This window comes from Glaciecola sp. SC05 (assembly GCF_041380235.1).
Classification (GTDB): Bacteria; Pseudomonadota; Gammaproteobacteria; order Enterobacterales; family Alteromonadaceae; genus Glaciecola.
Genome location: NZ_JBGIYY010000004.1, coordinates 132469 through 149501, shown reverse-complemented (window position 1 = coordinate 149501; position 17033 = coordinate 132469). Strand labels below are relative to the sequence as shown.

Annotated in this window: 13 protein-coding genes; 10 read left to right on the top strand and 3 right to left on the bottom strand. The window is 44.7% G+C overall.

Annotated features, from left to right (window positions below; genetic code table 11):
* Positions 1-50: 50 nt before the first annotated feature.
* Positions 51-1454, top strand: a complete 1404-nt coding sequence (gene argH / locus AB9H30_RS05325) for an argininosuccinate lyase (RefSeq protein WP_371193606.1) — start codon at positions 51-53, stop codon at positions 1452-1454.
* The gene (argA, locus tag AB9H30_RS05320) at positions 1451-2773 is read left to right on the top strand and encodes an amino-acid N-acetyltransferase (RefSeq protein ID WP_371193605.1); all 1323 of its coding nucleotides are present in this window, start codon (positions 1451-1453) and stop codon (positions 2771-2773) included. The genes argH and argA overlap by 4 nt, the downstream gene beginning before the upstream one ends.
* A 125-nt stretch (positions 2774-2898) precedes the next feature.
* On the opposite strand, the gene AB9H30_RS05315 is transcribed toward argA, so the two are convergent.
* From AB9H30_RS05315 to AB9H30_RS05305, 3 genes are all read right to left on the bottom strand, one after another.
* Positions 2899-4491, bottom strand: a complete 1593-nt coding sequence (locus tag AB9H30_RS05315) for a diguanylate cyclase (protein WP_371193604.1) — start codon at positions 4489-4491, stop codon at positions 2899-2901.
* A gap of 110 nt (positions 4492-4601) precedes the next feature.
* Positions 4602-6296 (bottom strand): NAD-dependent malic enzyme, encoded by a 1695-nt coding sequence (locus tag AB9H30_RS05310; protein ID WP_371193603.1) that lies wholly within the window; start codon positions 6294-6296, stop codon positions 4602-4604.
* A 39-nt stretch (positions 6297-6335) separates the two neighbouring features.
* Positions 6336-9059: a penicillin-binding protein 1A gene (locus tag AB9H30_RS05305; RefSeq protein WP_371193602.1), complete on the bottom strand. Its 2724-nt coding sequence runs from the start codon at positions 9057-9059 to the stop codon at positions 6336-6338.
* Positions 9060-9196: 137 nt separating this feature from the next.
* Between AB9H30_RS05305 and pilM the strand changes: the two genes are divergently transcribed.
* From pilM to AB9H30_RS05265, 8 genes are all read left to right on the top strand, one after another.
* Entirely contained in the window at positions 9197-10264 is a 1068-nt protein-coding gene (gene pilM / locus AB9H30_RS05300) for a type IV pilus assembly protein PilM (protein WP_371193601.1), read from the top strand.
* A complete protein-coding gene (locus AB9H30_RS05295) occupies positions 10252-10839 on the top strand; it encodes a PilN domain-containing protein (RefSeq protein ID WP_371193600.1) in 588 nt (195 codons plus the stop codon). Before pilM ends, AB9H30_RS05295 begins: the two co-directional genes overlap by 13 nt.
* Positions 10840-10841: 2 nt before the next feature.
* Positions 10842-11441 (top strand): type 4a pilus biogenesis protein PilO, encoded by a 600-nt coding sequence (locus AB9H30_RS05290; RefSeq protein WP_371193599.1) that lies wholly within the window; start codon positions 10842-10844, stop codon positions 11439-11441.
* On the top strand, positions 11438-11971 hold the full coding sequence (locus tag AB9H30_RS05285) for a pilus assembly protein PilP (RefSeq protein WP_371193598.1): 534 nt from the start codon (positions 11438-11440) through the stop codon (positions 11969-11971). Before AB9H30_RS05290 ends, AB9H30_RS05285 begins: the two co-directional genes overlap by 4 nt.
* Positions 11971-13725, top strand: a complete 1755-nt coding sequence (locus AB9H30_RS05280) for a type IV pilus secretin PilQ (RefSeq protein ID WP_371193597.1) — start codon at positions 11971-11973, stop codon at positions 13723-13725. Before AB9H30_RS05285 ends, AB9H30_RS05280 begins: the two co-directional genes overlap by 1 nt.
* A 228-nt stretch (positions 13726-13953) precedes the next feature.
* Positions 13954-14469 carry a shikimate kinase AroK gene (gene aroK / locus AB9H30_RS05275; RefSeq protein WP_371193596.1) on the top strand — a complete coding sequence of 172 codons (516 nt, stop codon included), beginning with the start codon at positions 13954-13956 and terminating at the stop codon, positions 14467-14469.
* Between the two features lie 27 nt (positions 14470-14496).
* Positions 14497-15576 (top strand): 3-dehydroquinate synthase, encoded by a 1080-nt coding sequence (aroB, locus tag AB9H30_RS05270; RefSeq protein ID WP_371193595.1) that lies wholly within the window; start codon positions 14497-14499, stop codon positions 15574-15576.
* A 28-nt stretch (positions 15577-15604) separates the two neighbouring features.
* Positions 15605-17032 carry an SPOR domain-containing protein gene (locus tag AB9H30_RS05265; protein ID WP_371193594.1) on the top strand — a complete coding sequence of 476 codons (1428 nt, stop codon included), beginning with the start codon at positions 15605-15607 and terminating at the stop codon, positions 17030-17032.
* Position 17033: the final 1 nt, after the last annotated feature.

The following is a 17033-nucleotide window of genomic DNA, read 5'->3' as shown; positions in this document are numbered from 1 at the left end:
CCCTCTGGCACAGCAACACGTAACTGATAAGTAAAAAGGAAAATGAAAAAATGGCGTTATGGGGTGGAAGGTTTGCTGGTGATGCCAGCGCGATGTTTAAGCAAGTAAATGATTCACTACCGTTTGATTATGTGATGGCCACAGAGGATATAATTGGTTCAATCGCGTGGTCAAAAGGCTTAGTCCGCGCTGGTGTATTGTCTGTGCAAGAGCAAACCGAGCTTGAGCACAGCTTATGCGAACTGAAAGATGCTGTTGAGGCCGGAGAGATAAATTTTGCCGCCTCCCAGGAAGAAGATATCCATAGCTTTGTTGAAGCCTACCTCACTGATAAGCTTGGCGATCTAGGTCGTAAACTGCACACCGGCCGCAGTCGTAACGACCAGGTAGCGACTGATTTTAGGCTGTGGTGCAAACGCCATCTTGCAGGATTGAAACTCGATTTAGTGAACTTATTAGAGGCACTGCTTCGCTGCGCCTCACGCCACGAACAAGCAATTTTACCCGGCTATACCCACTTACAACGAGCCCAACCGGTGCATTTTGCACACTGGTGTTTAGCCTATGTGGAAATGCTCAAACGCGACATCAGCCGAATAGAAGACTGCGTAAAACGCTTAAACCAATCTCCCCTAGGCTGCGGTGCATTAGCCGGAACAACCTTTGCGGTAGACAGAACTGCATTGGCGTCAGAATTAGGATTTGATGGCCCGTGTTTGAATAGCTTAGATGCTGTGTCAGATCGTGATTTTGTGCTCGAGCTATTGTTTACCGCAAGTACCGGAATGATGCACCTGTCGCGCATGAGTGAGGATTTGATCTTTTATAACTCCGGCGAGGCAGGCTTTTTGCAATTGAGCGATGCAGTGACCTCAGGATCATCACTAATGCCTCAAAAGAAAAACCCTGATGCCCTAGAACTAATGCGAGGTAAGTGTGGACGGGTATTTGGACATTTACAGGGTTTGTTGGTAACTATGAAGGGTTTACCTCTTGCCTATAATAAAGATATGCAGGAAGACAAAGAAGGCGCCATTGATGCGGTTAATCAATACCATATTTGTTTGTGTATCGGCGTCGAGGTGCTTGATGGCCTGACCCTAAACCAAGAGGCTACCCGCAAAGCTGCACAACAGGGTTATGCGAACGCCACCGAGCTAGCTGATTATTTAGTAGGTAAAGGCATACCTTTTAGAACTGCACACGATATTGCCGGTCAGGCAGTGGTCAAAGCTATTCATAAAGGTGTGGCCTTAGAAGACTTAGAAATAACAGAATTAACACAACTTCACGCTAGTATTGAAGATGATGTTTATCCATGGCTAGCGCTCGAAGCGGTGATTAGTAAGCGCGACCAACTCGGTGGAACGAGTCACAAAATGGTGACACAAGCCTTATATCTTGAACACGAAAATTTAGACAAACTAAAAGCCAGTTTGAGCAACGACCAATGACCTTATCACACGAACAAAGCATACGTTTATTTCGAAACTCCCTTCCCTATATCAACGCGCATCGAGGTAAAACCTTTGTGATCATGTTTGGGGGCGAAGCGGTGCTTGACCCAAACTTCCCGCTTCTGATTCAAGATATCGCCCTACTGCACAGCTTGGGTATGCGAATTATTATTACCCATGGTGCACGCCCGCAGATTGAAGAAAGGCTGCAGCTTAGAGGTCTAAAAGGCCGCTTTGTTGATGGTCTGCGAGTGACCAATAAAGATACCCTTGAGTGTGTGAAAGATGCTGCGGGCTCTTTGCGCAGTCAAATTGAAGCCCTGCTCACACTAGGTTTACCAAACTCCCCCATGCATGGCGCTCGTATTCGGGTATGCTCGGGCAATTTGGTGATTGCCAAACCCATCGGCGTGCGCAATGGGATAGATTTTGAACACACCGGTCTGGTGCGTAGGATAGATATTGAAGGGATTAAAGATCAGCTTGATGACGGATCAATTGTCTTACTCTCGCCAATGGGTTACTCGCCTACTGGAGAAGTGTTTAATTTGTCGCATGAAGATGTTGCGACTCAGGCAGCGATTGCCTTAAACGCAGATAAAATCATTACCCTTTCTGAATTTGACGGAGTTTATCGGACCGATGAAAGTAAAGAAGATAAGTTTATCCGCACCATCGAACTTAACGCCTTGCAAAACTTATTAGATAATCAGCAAATTATCGCAGAGAGCACCTGTCTTAGCGCAATGATGGCGGGTGTTGCAGCTGGCATAGAGCGCTGTCACTGCGTAAGCTACAAAGAAAACGGAACACTGCTTAAAGAGCTCTTTACTCGAGATGGTGAAGGCACACTTGTAATGCAAAACCATTACGAGCGACTAAGAGGAGCCGTAATCGATGACGTTGGCGGGATTATTAACTTAATACGTCCTCTTGAAGAAAGTGGCGCCTTAGTGAAGCGTTCGAGAGAGTTGTTAGAAGCCGAAATTAGTCAATTTACAGTCATTGAGAGAGACGGCATGATCATCGCCTGCGCCGCACTTTATATTTATCCAGATGACGCCAGTGGTGAAATCGCATGCGTTGCTACACACCGTGATTACCGAGGTAAAAATCGCGGTGAAAGACTGCTTGCTGCTCTAAAAGACAAAGCTATCTTAAATCGTTTAAGCCGTATTTTTGTATTAACTACGGTCACTGGCCATTGGTTTTTAGAGCACGGTTTTGAAGAACGAAGTATTGAAACGCTGCCCTCCAGCAAACAACAGATGTATAACTACACGCGTAATTCGAAAGTATATATGCTGAATATATGAGGTGAAATCTAACTATGGCATGTTAAAAATTTAGGCAACATAGCTATAAAATGCATTTTAATTGCCTTATTATTCTAATGTGAAATCAATATCTAGGTGAACCCTTGCATGAAGTTTTAGAGATACTAAGGCTGAGCGAGAGGACTATTCCCTCGCATTTTATCGCGCTTATTTTCATACATAGACTTATCCGCCATATGCAACATTTGGGTCACTCCCAAAGGCGGTGAGTCAAATAACACATGCCCAACACTTGCGCTCGCGGGCACTTGCAGTCCCTCATCGAGCTGCAAGGTCATATCGTTTAGGCGAGTCCGCAAACGTTTGGCAATACCATACGACTCTACCGACTCTTTGAAATATCCTGCCACTACGAATTCGTCTCCTCCCACTCTACCAACGACATCTGTTTCTCTAGCTTCGCTGCGGATTATGTTGGCGATGATACTGAGTACTTTATCGCCAGCATGATGACCATAGCTATCGTTGGTTGCTTTAAAATCATTGAGGTCGATATAAAGAAGGCCAATCACTCCCCCTTGCTTTTTTTGTAAGCTCAATAATTCTTCTGCTTGTGCCAACCAACCTCGACGATTTAAAACATTACAAAGCACGTCTGTGTTGGCTTGATTTTCTGCAAGCAGTTTGCCGTTTTTAATATGCTCAATTCTCGAAGATACGACAATCGCAAAAATGAAAGCCTCAATGGCAAACGCAACAATCAGACCATATCGCTCAAGAAACTCGCCAACATCAATAGGTAAAACGCGAACTACCATGGCCACAAACATCAGTATCAAGCTCACACAAACCAACCAAGCCATGTTTACACCACGATAACTCTGTATCATCACGAGTACCAAAATAGTGAACATGATCAGCAGGGTCAAGGGAGCCATAAACGAGCCAATGATATTGGCCAAACCATTATGTCCGGCAAATAAAACATAGGTCGCAATCAGCAACACGATACTCGCAGAGGGATACAAAGCACCTTGCGTTATTTTCGGCCAACTGTGGTGTATTTCAGTAATTCGAACGATAAACAGAGTAGCCGAGAGCACTGTTAAACCAGCAAATAAAACATACAGTTGATGGTCAAACAAAAAGGATTTTTCGGGAAAAAATATGTGTAATTGACCTTCTTGGAGTAAAAAGAAGGTAGACGCACAAAACACATAAAAACTATACAGTTGAAAGGATTTATCGCCGAGCATTTTACCCATAAACGACACATACAATATAAGCACAAGGCACAGCCCATAAAAACCGCCCATCGTAATGCTATTTAACAAGCTTTGGTCTAAGAAGCGCTCAAGGCTTTGCCAAATAAACACTTTGCTATCACTATTGTGCATCGAGAGCGTAAATTCTGCGCTAAACGCACCGCTGGGCAACAAAAAAGCTGGTGAAGTGGCCGTCAACCTTTGTAGTGTGAATCCCAAACCATTAGCTTCAAGCCCAATCACTTCTCCTTGGTCAAAACTAAAAACACTTTGTTTACTTAAGTGACAACTGAGGCGCAATACATTCTCGCCAGACGGTATCTCGAGTCTTTCTTGTTTACCTAAAGTAAAGGTTGCAAATGGTTCTGATTGTAGATCATAAACAAAGAAAAGCTGACAACTGTCCTGTGCATATGACGCTTGCGCGTTTGCAGGAAAACTACTCAAAACTAGGAGTAAAGACACCAACATCAATAACAATGAATGTTTCACTAAGATCCAACCCTGTGCGACTTGCTTATTTAAGAGCAGCGCATAAAGTCTGTACGCCTGCTTACTCACGCTAACATGAATAAATTTAAACCCCTAACCCTAAGTTAGGTTTATGGACTGATTCGTTTAAATGCGCGATATTCCGCTTTCCAGTAGTTTTTATCGATACGCTCAAGCAATGCTTCATCCGTAAGGGTAAGGGCTAAACCTTGCTCCATAGCCACTTTGGCTACAGCAAACGCAATTGCCTTACTCAATTGCGTTATTTTCGTTAAGGGCGGCAGTAAGTCCTCAGAATCACCGCGAGCTAAAGGTGAAGCTTCAGCGAGAGCATTGCTGGCGGCCATCAACATTTCATCTGATATTAAGCGCGCTTTAGACGCTAGCACGCCTAAGCCGATTCCTGGGAAGATATAACTGTTGTTGCACTGTGCAATCGGATAGGTACGACCTTGATATTGAACCGGTGCAAATGGGCTACCGGTTGCAATAACCACTTTACCATCAGTCCATTCAATGACTTGCTCTGGGCGCGCCTCAACCTGCCTAGACGGATTACTCAGTGGAAAGATAATCGGAATGTCGCAGTGTTGCTGCATTGCTCGAATAACTTGCTCGGTGAATAAGCCCGGTTGACCAGACACTCCAATCAATAAATCGGGTTTTGCGCAGTTTACTACGTCTAAAAGTGATGGATACTCACCGCTATACTGCCAGTCAGATAAATTCGCTAATGGCTGTTGCAAAACTTGTTGAAAGTCTCTTAAACCTTCCATTCCTTCGGTCAGCAAGCCAAATCTGTCGACCATAAAGACGCGGGCACGCGCATCCACTTCGCTCAGACCTTCAAACAACATTTGTTGCACCAACATTTCAGCGATGCCGCAGCCAGCCGATCCCGCACCTACAAATACCACTCGTTTTTCAGAAAGCTTGACGTTTCTAGCCTTACAAGCTGCCAATATTGTGCCTAGCGCCACTGCTGCTGTACCCTGAATATCGTCATTAAAACAACAAACGGTATCTCGATAGCGTTTCAATAACGGCATAGCATTAGGCTGCGCAAAGTCTTCAAATTGGATCATTGCTTCAGGCCAGCGACGTTGAACTTCTTTAATAAAAATATCTAAAAACTCGTCGTACTGTTCTTGCGGTATACGCGGATGACGTGCTCCCATATACATGGGGTCGTCGAGCAATTTAGGGTTATTTGTGCCAACATCGAGCATCACCGGCAGTGTATAAGCAGGGCTAATACCGCCACAGGCAGTGTAGAGAGATAGCTTACCGATAGGGATTCCCATACCCCCAATACCTTGGTCGCCAAGCCCTAAGATGCGTTCACCGTCGGTTACTACAATGACTTTTACCTTGCGCTTTGTGGCGTTGCGCAAAATATCCTGCATCATATGGCGCTCTTCATAGCTAATAAATAAGCCTCTTGAAGAGCGGTAGATATCAGAAAATCGTTCACAGGCCTCACCCACGGTTGGGGTGTAAATAATCGGCATCATTTCTTCGATATGCTGCTGCACTAGTCGATAAAAAAGTGTTTCATTGTTATCTTGAATCGCTCGAAGATAAATATGCTTATTCAAAGGCGCAGAAAAACTGCTGTATTGCTTATAGGCGCGGTCGACTTGCTCTTCAATTGATTCATATCGTGGTGGCAACAAGCCCAGAATGTTAAATGATTTACGCTCTCGCTCCGTAAAGGCGCTACCTTTGTTTAAAAGCGGCGTTTCAAGTAAGGCTGGACCCGCGTACGGAATGTATAAAAAGTTACTATTGTCTGGTGTCGACATAATCAATCATCACCTAATGTTTGTTGTGTGTGGACTTGGCTAAAAAATATCGTCAAGCGCGGTCTCTTCTTCTTCTGGATCATTTTCAACCGGTAAAGACAAATCAGTATCTTGTGCAAATGATGTAGGCTCAGTGCCTTTTGCAAAATACTCAAACATTGATGAGGCGTCAGTTTTCTCGGTAAGCTTGCCGGTTGCTCTGTCGATGCGCACCCGCACAATGCCCTCTGGGATCATTTTTGTTTGCTCAGGTACGTTAACTAATACTTCCTGCATAAACCTAATCCAAGCAGGCTGTGCCGCCTTCGCACCATCCTCAGCACCGATAAGTGCATTACCTATCCAATTAAACCTTTCTGGGTCTTTATTGATTAGGTTTTGATTGCGAGTAGCTCTACCAAGCTCCCTTGCGGGATTGTCAAACCCAATCCAAGAAGCGGCTGCCAAATTGGGAGCAAATCCGGTAAACCATGTATCTTTAGCATCGTTGGTGGTTCCAGTTTTACCCCCTATATCTTCTCTTTGTAGAATATTTCGAGCGCGCCAACCAGTGCCGATCCAATAGGTACCGGTATTCCAACTACCATTTGCACGCACCGCAGTGCGCATCATTTCTGATACTAAAAATGCGGTTTGCTCACTGATCACCCTAGGAGCAGATTTGCTTACTAATTCAGGCAACTCGGTACTTTCTGGCATCGTGCTGTCTTGAACTTGGGCATTTTCAAAACTGAACTGCTGTGCCAATTGCGCCTCCATCTCTTCTGGGCTGAGCACCGCAGACAGCGAGCTATCATCCATGACAAGATCGGCTGTATTCTTGCCACAGGGATCACACGCTAAGGCCGGATCTGCTTGCCAAATAATTTCACCGTTGCTGCTTTCGATTCGCTGAATAAAATAAGGCTGAACCGCGAAACCGCCGTTACTAATCACCGCAAGAGCTGTGGCAACCTCAAGAGGAGTGTGCGATCCAGATCCTAATGACAATGTTTCATCACGAGGCACCTCATCGCGCAAAAAGCCAAATCTAGTAATATAGTCTCTGGTTTTATCTAAACCCACGCCTCGCAAAAGCCTTACCGACACGACATTTTTAGATTTTCCAAGCGCCTTGCGCATACGAATTGGGCCATCGTAAACCGCGGGTGAATTTTGTGGCCGCCATGCCACACCAGACGATGCATCCCATTGATTAATAGGTGCATCATTGATAACTGAAGCTAGCGTGTAGCCGTTGTCGAGGGCAGCTGCATAAATGAATGGTTTGATGTTTGAACCCACTTGACGTTTAGCTTGGGTTGCACGGTTGAATTGGCTATCGTAAAAATCATATCCACCAACAACCGCTTCAACTGCGCCGTCATAGGGGTTGAGCGCAACAAATGCGCCCGTAGCGTCTGGCATTTGTGCAAGTTGCCAATGTTGGTCATTGATTCGTTGGCGAACATAAATCACCATACCTGCATGCAAAATATCTGACGCTTGAACAGGTTCATTGCCTTGCGCACTATCTGAGATATAGGACCTTGCCCAATCTAAACCGTCCCAATCAATCGAAATACGTTCAGCATCTTTGGTTAGTACACTGACTGCCTGCCCCTCTACCAGAGTTACCACTGCCGGTATTAACATCCCAATCTTTTTGTACTGCTCAAGCTCAATTAACATATCTTCTTCTGAAAGCGGGGTAAATTCACCGTACTCACGCCTAATCTGCTCTGCAGCAGCCGAACTCAATGGCTCAACAAAACCAAATTTCTCGAGGGTTTCAGTATTAATCGGCTTCCATAAAACCGCTAGTGGACCGCGATAACCGTGTCGTTCATCGTAGTCATGAAGGTTTTGAATAACCGCTTTTTGCGCGGCTGCTTGATAATTAGAGTGCGCGGTAGCAAATACATTCAAACCACTCGTTTCGGCAATATCTTTACCATAAATAGCGACCATTTCATTATAAATAATATCGGCAAGATATGGCGCATCCAATTCAATTTCAGCACCGTGTTTGCGTGCCGTCACCGGGGCATTAGATGCTTGGTCAAACTGCTCTCGAGTAATATATCCTTCGTCTAGCATGCGCAGTAAAACGATTCGACGGCGCTCTTTAGAGCGTTCTGGTTGACTAATTGGGTTTAAAGCAGATGGCGCTTGAGGAAGACCAGCCAACGTGGCGATTTGTGCCAAGGTAAGGTCTTTTAACTCTTTACCATAATAGACCTGCGCAGCGGCGCCCATACCAAAGGAACGATGACCCAGCTCAACTTTGTTCATATACAGCTCAAGAATTTCGTCCTTACTTAATTCTTGTTCCATATGGTAGGCAATAAACACTTCTTTAATTTTGCGCGAAAATTCCTTACGCCGGTTCAAGAAAAAACCACGGGCCAGTTGCATCGTTAAGGTACTAGCGCCTTGTCTCTTTTCTCCGGTTACCGCCAAACTCAGAGCCGCTCTAGCCACTCCAATCGGGTCTACACCCATGTGGTCATAAAAACGGCTGTCTTCAGTGGCAATGATGGCATTTATAAGGTCTTGGGGAACTTCTTCAAGGGCAACCGGAATGCGGCGTTTAACGCCGTACTGCGAAATTAACAAACCGTCTTGGGTAAAAATACGCATCGGAGTTTGCAACTCTACATCACGCAGCACATCCACGCTCGGAAGGTCGTTTTTGAGATATAAATACATCCCTAAGACAGAAGCGACACTTAGGAAAATACCAAGCAGGATAAAGACTAGAAAGACTTTTATATACTTCACAACTGTATAGTTACTCAAATAATTTAAAATAAGCACTCAAAGATTATACGTATGTGTCGTTAACAACTACATACATTTTACAAAAATAAGTATTATGCCACGGTATGATACTGCAACTAACTACAGGCCGCCATTGAATGAAAACGCTTTTTCAAAAAAAAGCTAAGACAATTATCGGTTTAGACATAGGTACAAAGTTCGTGAAGGCGATCAGTCTAGACGTGTCTGGCAAGCAATGCAAAGTTCTGGCGTTTGCGTGCGAACCTATTATAGGTTTAGCGTTTGCAGAGCGAGAGATAAAAGACTTTGACTCGATAAGCAAAGCCTTGAAAAAGGTGCAAATTGCGATGAAGGCTCAGGGTAAAGAATGTGCGATTGCCGTTGCTGGTTCATCGGTCATTAGCAAGCTTGTATTTATGGAGCCGGACCAAAGCGACTTTGAGCTGGAAACTCAAATCGAGCTAGAAGCAGACAGCCTTATTCCCTATCCACTCGATGAAGTCTACTTAGATTTTCAAGAAGTCGCAGTATCAAAAACCCACGTAGGTAAAGTCGAAGTGCTGTTGAGTGCCGCACATCGGGATATGATAGATGGACGGATTACGCTGGTAAGAGAAGCCCCTTTTGACCCAGTGATCGTAGACATAGAATCGAATGTGTTAGCCGATTCCTTTGTCAAATTCTCTCCAAATCAAAAAGATAACGAATTGGCTGTGTGTATTAATATCGGCGCTTCATTAATGCAGATTTCAGTGGTTGAAAATCAACGGGTCATTTACAGCAAAGAACATACCTTTGGCGTGAATAGTTTTGTCCAAGACTTGGCCATGTTGTATAACATTGACACGCAAGAAGTAGAATCACAGCTGGCGAGCAACACCGCTCCAGAGAGCTGGTTTACAGAAAATTTACCGACATTTTTATCGACTTTGCAGCAGCAAATACAGCGTGCCTTGCAAATGTTTGTCGCCACCACTCATAAACAAATGCCCGTTGCGTTCACATTATGTGGAGGAGGCGCGAATTTACCCAATATCTGTGAAGAACTCAGCAGAGACATGGCGATGGACGTTAGCTTATTTAACCCCTTTTCTTCTATGGAAGTGGACGGCAAGGTCAACAAAGATAAGTTGCTAAGTATTGCACCTCAGTTAACCCTAGCCGCAGGGCTTGCTACCAGGAGTCTTAGCGCATGGCAAAAATAAACCTGCTGCCTTGGCGTGAATCGTTAAGGCAGAGACAAAAACAACAATACCTGACTTCGCTGGGTCTGCTAGCGGTGATTGTATTTGCTTTATTCTGGCTAGCCGGAGAAGTATTGGATCAACAAATACGTAATCAAACTGCAAGAAACGATTATCTTAAGCAAGAAATTGACGTGCTTAATATGCAAATTGATGAGATAAAACGCATCAAAGAGGCTAAAGAAGAGATCGTGTTACGGATGGCACTGATTGAACAGTTGCAAGTAAGCCGGAATGTGACGCCGATTGTATTTGAAGAGCTGGCACGCTTAGTTCCTGCAGGTGTCTCTTTCAACAGTTTATCTCGAGAGAAAAACAACCTTAAACTGGTGGGCACCAGTGAGTCTAACAACAGACTTTCAGCTTTCGTGCGCGGTTTAGAAAGCTCCGAGGTATTTGTCAACCCAGTATTATCATCTATCGTTGCTGACGCCTCGACGTCCAACGCGATCAGTGATTTTGAATTAACACTGTCACTCAGCAGCAAATACGCGCGAGAAGATAGGCCGACAGATACCACAACGGGAGGTCAATAATCATGGCGTTTGATTTTAATAAATTAAAAGAAGTCAATGATTTAGACTTTGAACAAGTTGCCATTTGGCCTAAAGAAGTGAAGATGCTAGTGGCGGTAGTCTGCAGTATCATCATAGGTGCGATTTGTTACTACGCGATTATCAGCAGCAAGTTGCCGCAAATTGAAGCAGTAAAAAAACAAGAGCAAGAATATCGTGGTGAATTTGAGGCTAAGTTTCGTATTGCCGTCAATCTAGAAGCTTACAAAGACCAGCTAGCCCGGATAGAAGATGATTTTTCTTCGATGCTCAAATCATTACCCACGTCAAATGAGACGCCAGGCTTGCTGGACGACGTAACCTTTGTTGGCACCGACGCAGGTCTGTCATTTAAGCTATTAAACTGGCAACAAGAGATTCCTAAAGAGTTTTACACAGAACTGCCGATACAGATTGAAGTCGTGGGTGGTTATCACGAGTTTGGTCAGTTTACATCAAATGTCGCAAACCTGCCCCGAATCGTCACCCTGCATGATTTTGAAATAAGCCGCGCAAACGGCGAATTATCGTTGCAGATGCAGGCAAAAACTTACCGTTCTGAGCAGACGGAGGGGATGCAATGAAACACATTGTTATGGGTGTAAGCAGTATATTGCTGTTGAGTGCTTGTGGCGCAAGCATAGATGATTTAGTGGCATACACTGAACAGGTCAAGGCAAACACGCAAGTCAGCATCGAACCGTATCCAGAATTTAAGGAATTTGAGAGCGTCAACTATTCCGCCGTCGATATTCGCAGCCCGTTCATGCGTGCTGTAGGTGAATCTGCGGTAGCGCAAATAGAGACAACGCCAAACTGCGCGCAGCCAGATAGGTCACGTTCTAAAGAAAAATTAGAGCGGTTTGGTCTTGATGCACTGCGAATGGGTGGCGTAATTGCAATTAACGGCAAGCGTTTTGCATTGATAAAAGCAAACGACGGAAGTCTGCACAGAGTTACACACGGAAACTACGTCGGTTTATTCCATGGAAAAGTCACACAAATCAGTGATCGCGAAGTGAAAATACAAGAGATGCTCCCAGACGGAGCAGGTTGTTGGCAGTCTAAAACCGCCACTATAAGCATGTCGTCTGCGACAGGGGAAGATAACTAATGTCAGAGCAATATACATTGAATAAGAAATTAAACCGACGCCCACTTCATCGGCTTTGGCTGTGTGCAGCACTATTGGGCATTGTCACTTCTAGCGCAAATGCTCAAGAAGATCCGGTTGTGCTTATCGACCCAGTTGGAGAAGCTGTGATGGCGCAAACCGTCACACTGCATGACATTGCCTTTAATAGAGTGGGTGATCAAGCGCAGCTTACTGTGAGTTTTGAAAATGGCGTGCCCGAGGTTGCAATGGTAGAGGCACGAGGCAACATCTCATTGAGCTTTGAAGACAGTGAGCTTCACGAAGACCAATACGTTGAAATTGACGTCAGCCAATTTGGCACCATGGTAAAAAACCTTGAAACCTTTCAGCGCGATGCGACTGCCCGAATTGAAGTGCGCTATGACGGCAAAGTAAAAGTTACTAAGGCAGAAAACGAAAATGGTTATACTTTCACGGTCACCAAAGTAACCGAAGAACAACTTGCAAAAAATAAACAGGATGCATACACCGGCGCGCCAATTTCGCTCGATTTTCAGGATGTACCTGTGCGCCAAGTGTTACAAATCATTGCGCAAGTAAATGGTTTCAATTTAGTTACTACAGACACTGTCAACGGTAACGTCACGATCAGCCTAACAGCGGTGCCTTGGGACCAAGCCTTAGACATGATTTTGAAAATTCGCGGTTTAGATAAACGTCTAGAAGGCAATATTTTATTGATAGCACCACGCGACGAGCTGACCGCAAGAGAAACCCAAGAACTTCAAGCAAAACAGCAGGTTCAAAGCCTATCTGAATTAAAGTCTGCGAATATAGCGATTAATTATGCGACCGCAACAGGCTTGGCCGAAATCTTAAAAACTGACGCGGGTGGTATTTTATCTGAGCGCGGCACTGTGAGCGTCGACGAACGTACCAATACGCTTTTGATCAGAGATACACAAGACTCTATCGACCAAGCAAGAGCGGTTATTGAAACTCTCGATATTCCGGTGAGGCAAGTCCTTATTGAGTCACGCATGGTAACGGTAAGAGAAAATGCAAATGAGTCACTTGGCGTGCGTTGGGGATTCACCGGCACAGGTAGCGACAGCAGCTCCTCTGGTTCAATTGAAGGGTCAGATTCAGCCGGCGCGGGTTTTGTGCCCTCAATAACGGACCGTTTAAATGTGAATCTACCGGTAGCGAACCCAGCTGGTCGAATCGGATTTCAGATTGCGAGTCTGGTCGATGGCAACATTTTGGATCTTGAACTCAGTGCCCTAGAATCTGAAAATAAAGGCGAGATTATTGCTAGTCCACGAATCACCGTTGCTAACCAGCAAGAAGCCTACATTGAGCAGGGAACTGAAATTCCGTTTGTACAAGCAACATCTTCTGGCGCAACCTCTGTTGAATTTAAAAAAGCAGTGTTGAGTTTGCGCGTTACGCCGCAGATAACGCCGGATAACCGCATTATTCTAAACCTAGTGGTGACCCAAGATACCCGTGGCGAGACAGTATCAACTTCTACTGGTCCTGCGGTGGCAATTGATACTCAAGAAATCAGTACCCAGGTTTTAGTTGAAAACGGTGAAACGATAGTCTTAGGCGGTATATTTCAATCAACAAGTGCCAATGACGTATCGAAAGTCCCATTATTTGGAGATCTTCCACTGATTGGTAATTTGTTCAAAACCTCACAAAAGATAGAAGAAAAGCGCGAACTGTTAATTTTTGTTACACCTAAAATAATTACAGAAGGCTATTAATTTCAACAGCTTAAGTGCTTTATGCCAAGGTTTCCATAAGAAAACCTTGGCATTTTTACATCTAGGCTTGCAAACACAAGCCGATCATTGAGATAATCCCGCCTCTCGATTTTTCCCGAGGACAAAACTCGTTCATAACAAGCCCACTTGTTATGGTCAAAGTTGGCTATAAACACATGCAATCCGAGCCGACATTAACCATTAATTGAAGATGTGAATTAGCAAAATATGGCTGAAAAACGTAATGTATTCTTAGTCGGACCAATGGGTGCAGGTAAAAGCACCATCGGCCGCCACCTCGCAGATGAACTTCACCTAGAATTTTTTGACTCAGACCAAGAAATTGAACGTCGCACCGGCGCTGACATAGCATGGATATTTGATTTAGAAGGTGAAGAAGGTTTTAGAAAACGTGAAGAAACCGTTATCCATGACTTAACCGACAAACAAGGCATCGTGCTCGCTACTGGCGGAGGCTCAATTGTCTCTAAAGCCGTCCGCAATCGTTTGTCAGCTCGTGGAATTGTGGTGTACCTGCAGACGACTATCGATAAGCAAGTAGCTCGCACGCAGCGCGACAAACGCAGACCACTTTTGCAAAATGACGATCCTGAAACGGTATTAAGAAACCTTGCCGACGAACGTAATCCACTGTATGAAGAGGTGGCCGATTATGTCGTCGAAACTGACGAGCAAAGTGCACGTGCAGTTGCTAATCAAATTATCAATAAAATAGGGCTTTAACCGGCTCTAATAAAAGGACGCTAACTTATGCCTACTTTAAATGTTGATTTAGGCGAGCGTAGTTATCCAATATATATCGAAGCCGGCATTCTTAATGATGCCGGCTTTGTGTTTTCTGAGATACGCGCTAATCACGTTATTATTATCAGCAATAATCTCGTTGCTCCTCTCTATCTCGAAGCATTTGCAAGCCGACTTAAAGGGCTACATAAGCGTGTCGACAGTATCGTTATAGCTGATGGAGAAAGTGAAAAAACACTGCAAACTTTTGAGTATGTGTTATCCCAACTGTTAGCCATGCCGGCTTCTCGAGACGCTTGTATAGTGGCATTAGGCGGCGGCGTAATTGGCGATCTGGCAGGGTTTGTAAGTGCCTGCTATCAACGCGGCATCGATTTTGTGCAAGTGCCTACAACACTGCTTTCCCAAGTAGACTCTTCTGTTGGCGGCAAAACTGCCGTCAATCATCCTTTGGGTAAAAATATGATTGGTGCATTTTATCAACCTCAAGCGGTGTATATCGACACGACAAGTCTGGTGACATTACCAGAGCGCGAATTTTCAGCAGGCATGGCTGAGGTAATTAAGTACGGTATTATATACGACGAAGCCTTTTTCGGGTGGTTAGAGTCTAATATTTCACTGATCCAAAATAAAGATGCCAATACACTGAACAAAATGATCGCTCGCTGCTGCGAAATAAAGGCCACAATAGTTGCACTCGATGAGCGCGAACAAAATGTTCGAGCTTTGCTTAACTTAGGACATACCTTTGGCCATGCGATTGAAGCCGAGCAAGGTTATGGGAATTGGCTACATGGCGAAGCGGTCTCGACTGGCATGGTACTTGCTGCGAAGCTTGCAAACATGCGGGGTGACATGGAATTGGCGCAACTTACCCGTATCGAAAGTTTATTGACAGCGTTCTCCCTGCCCACAAAAGGGCCTGAAAATATGAATGCGAATGCTTACATTACGCATATGCAGCGAGACAAGAAGGCCGTAAACAATCAGATGCGCTTCGTGTTACCCAAGGGCATCGGAAGTGCTCATGTCGTGGCGAATGTCACCCAACAAGAGCTTATTACACTATTAGATGAATCTTAGACATTAACAATGGATTCAGGAAGGTTAAGTGTCACAACTGCACAAACGCTTAGAACATTTGGTGAATTATTCTTCGCAGCTAATTTTTGTTAGCAGTGACTCTATTGCCGATCAACAGCGGACCCTTTCTGAGTTTTTGTCCCTACAGCATGAAAGCACCGAGGTATCATTTTTCAGCGCCAGCAAAGCACAGGACGCCAGCGACTACCGTCGAATTATTTGTCGACAATTAGCCAACCACACTGTTGGCAGCTTTGTACGGCCTTTAAGAGAACTGTTACAAGACCTTGATGATGACAAAGGTCATTATTTGGTGTGTATCTCCCAAGCTGAGATGCTTGATGCGACTTTCCTAAATGAACTTTGGGATTGGGTGACTTCTTGTCGCGAGCATCAACAAGATCTGCACATTAATATTATTTTGTTTGCCGAGCAAATATGGACGGAGCGAGCACAAACTTGGCTTCCATCTCATCACATAAATAAACCGGTATTGCTTAGCTCTCAATCAATCGACGCCGTTGGCTTCGATGTCTCTGCCTTAGAAAATTTGATGGCTCAAAAGCGCGCATTTTTTGCTGTTGATGACGCCCACAATATCATTCAAAAAAAATGGTTTATCGTATCTGTGTTGTCACTATTTTTACTCATTTTCCTTGCCTTAATCGCACTACAATACCCAGAACAAACAAAATATTTTATTGAAACCGGTGAACTACCCGAAATACACTCAACGATTGCCGAACCCGCAATTACCATCGATGAAACGAATACAGAGCCGGAGCCTAGCTCTCAAATATTGCCCTATGAAGCGTCTTTAGAACTGATTGAAAGCGACACAACGGATTCTATATTCGTGAGCAACTGGCCATCAGAAAATAATACACCCCTTGACGATTTGCTCGGGCCGAGTGACGTAAACAATCAGCAAATAGAAGCTCCAAAGGCTTCCACCGAAGCAGAATTTGACCAGGCATCGAATGTCGATATCACCATGCCTAACCGCAGCCAAATACCTACAGTCAATCCTCAAGATTTTGCGGTAGATGATATTGTAAGCGTGGCCCAGCTCGATCAGCAATTGCAACAAGAGCTCTCGAGCGCGACTTCCTCAGAAGGCGAGCTCGAAGCTATTACTGTCGATACTACCGGATATTTATTTGATGAAGCCCTGTTACTAAGCCTTCCACAAAACCAAGTTTTGCTGCAGTTGTCTGGCATTCAGAATCGGAACGTGCTTACCACATATCTAGCAGAGAATAACTTAGCCAGTCTTACATGGGTTTACAAGACACAGCGCTATGGGGGGGATTGGTTCGTGGTGGTTTATAAGCAAGCATTTGACAGTATTGCACAAGCTACTGCGGCAATTGCACAACTACCACCAGCTGTGCAGCAGTCGGGGCCTTTCTCTAAGCGGGTACAGCAGATCCAACAAGAGATACTTCAGCGATAAT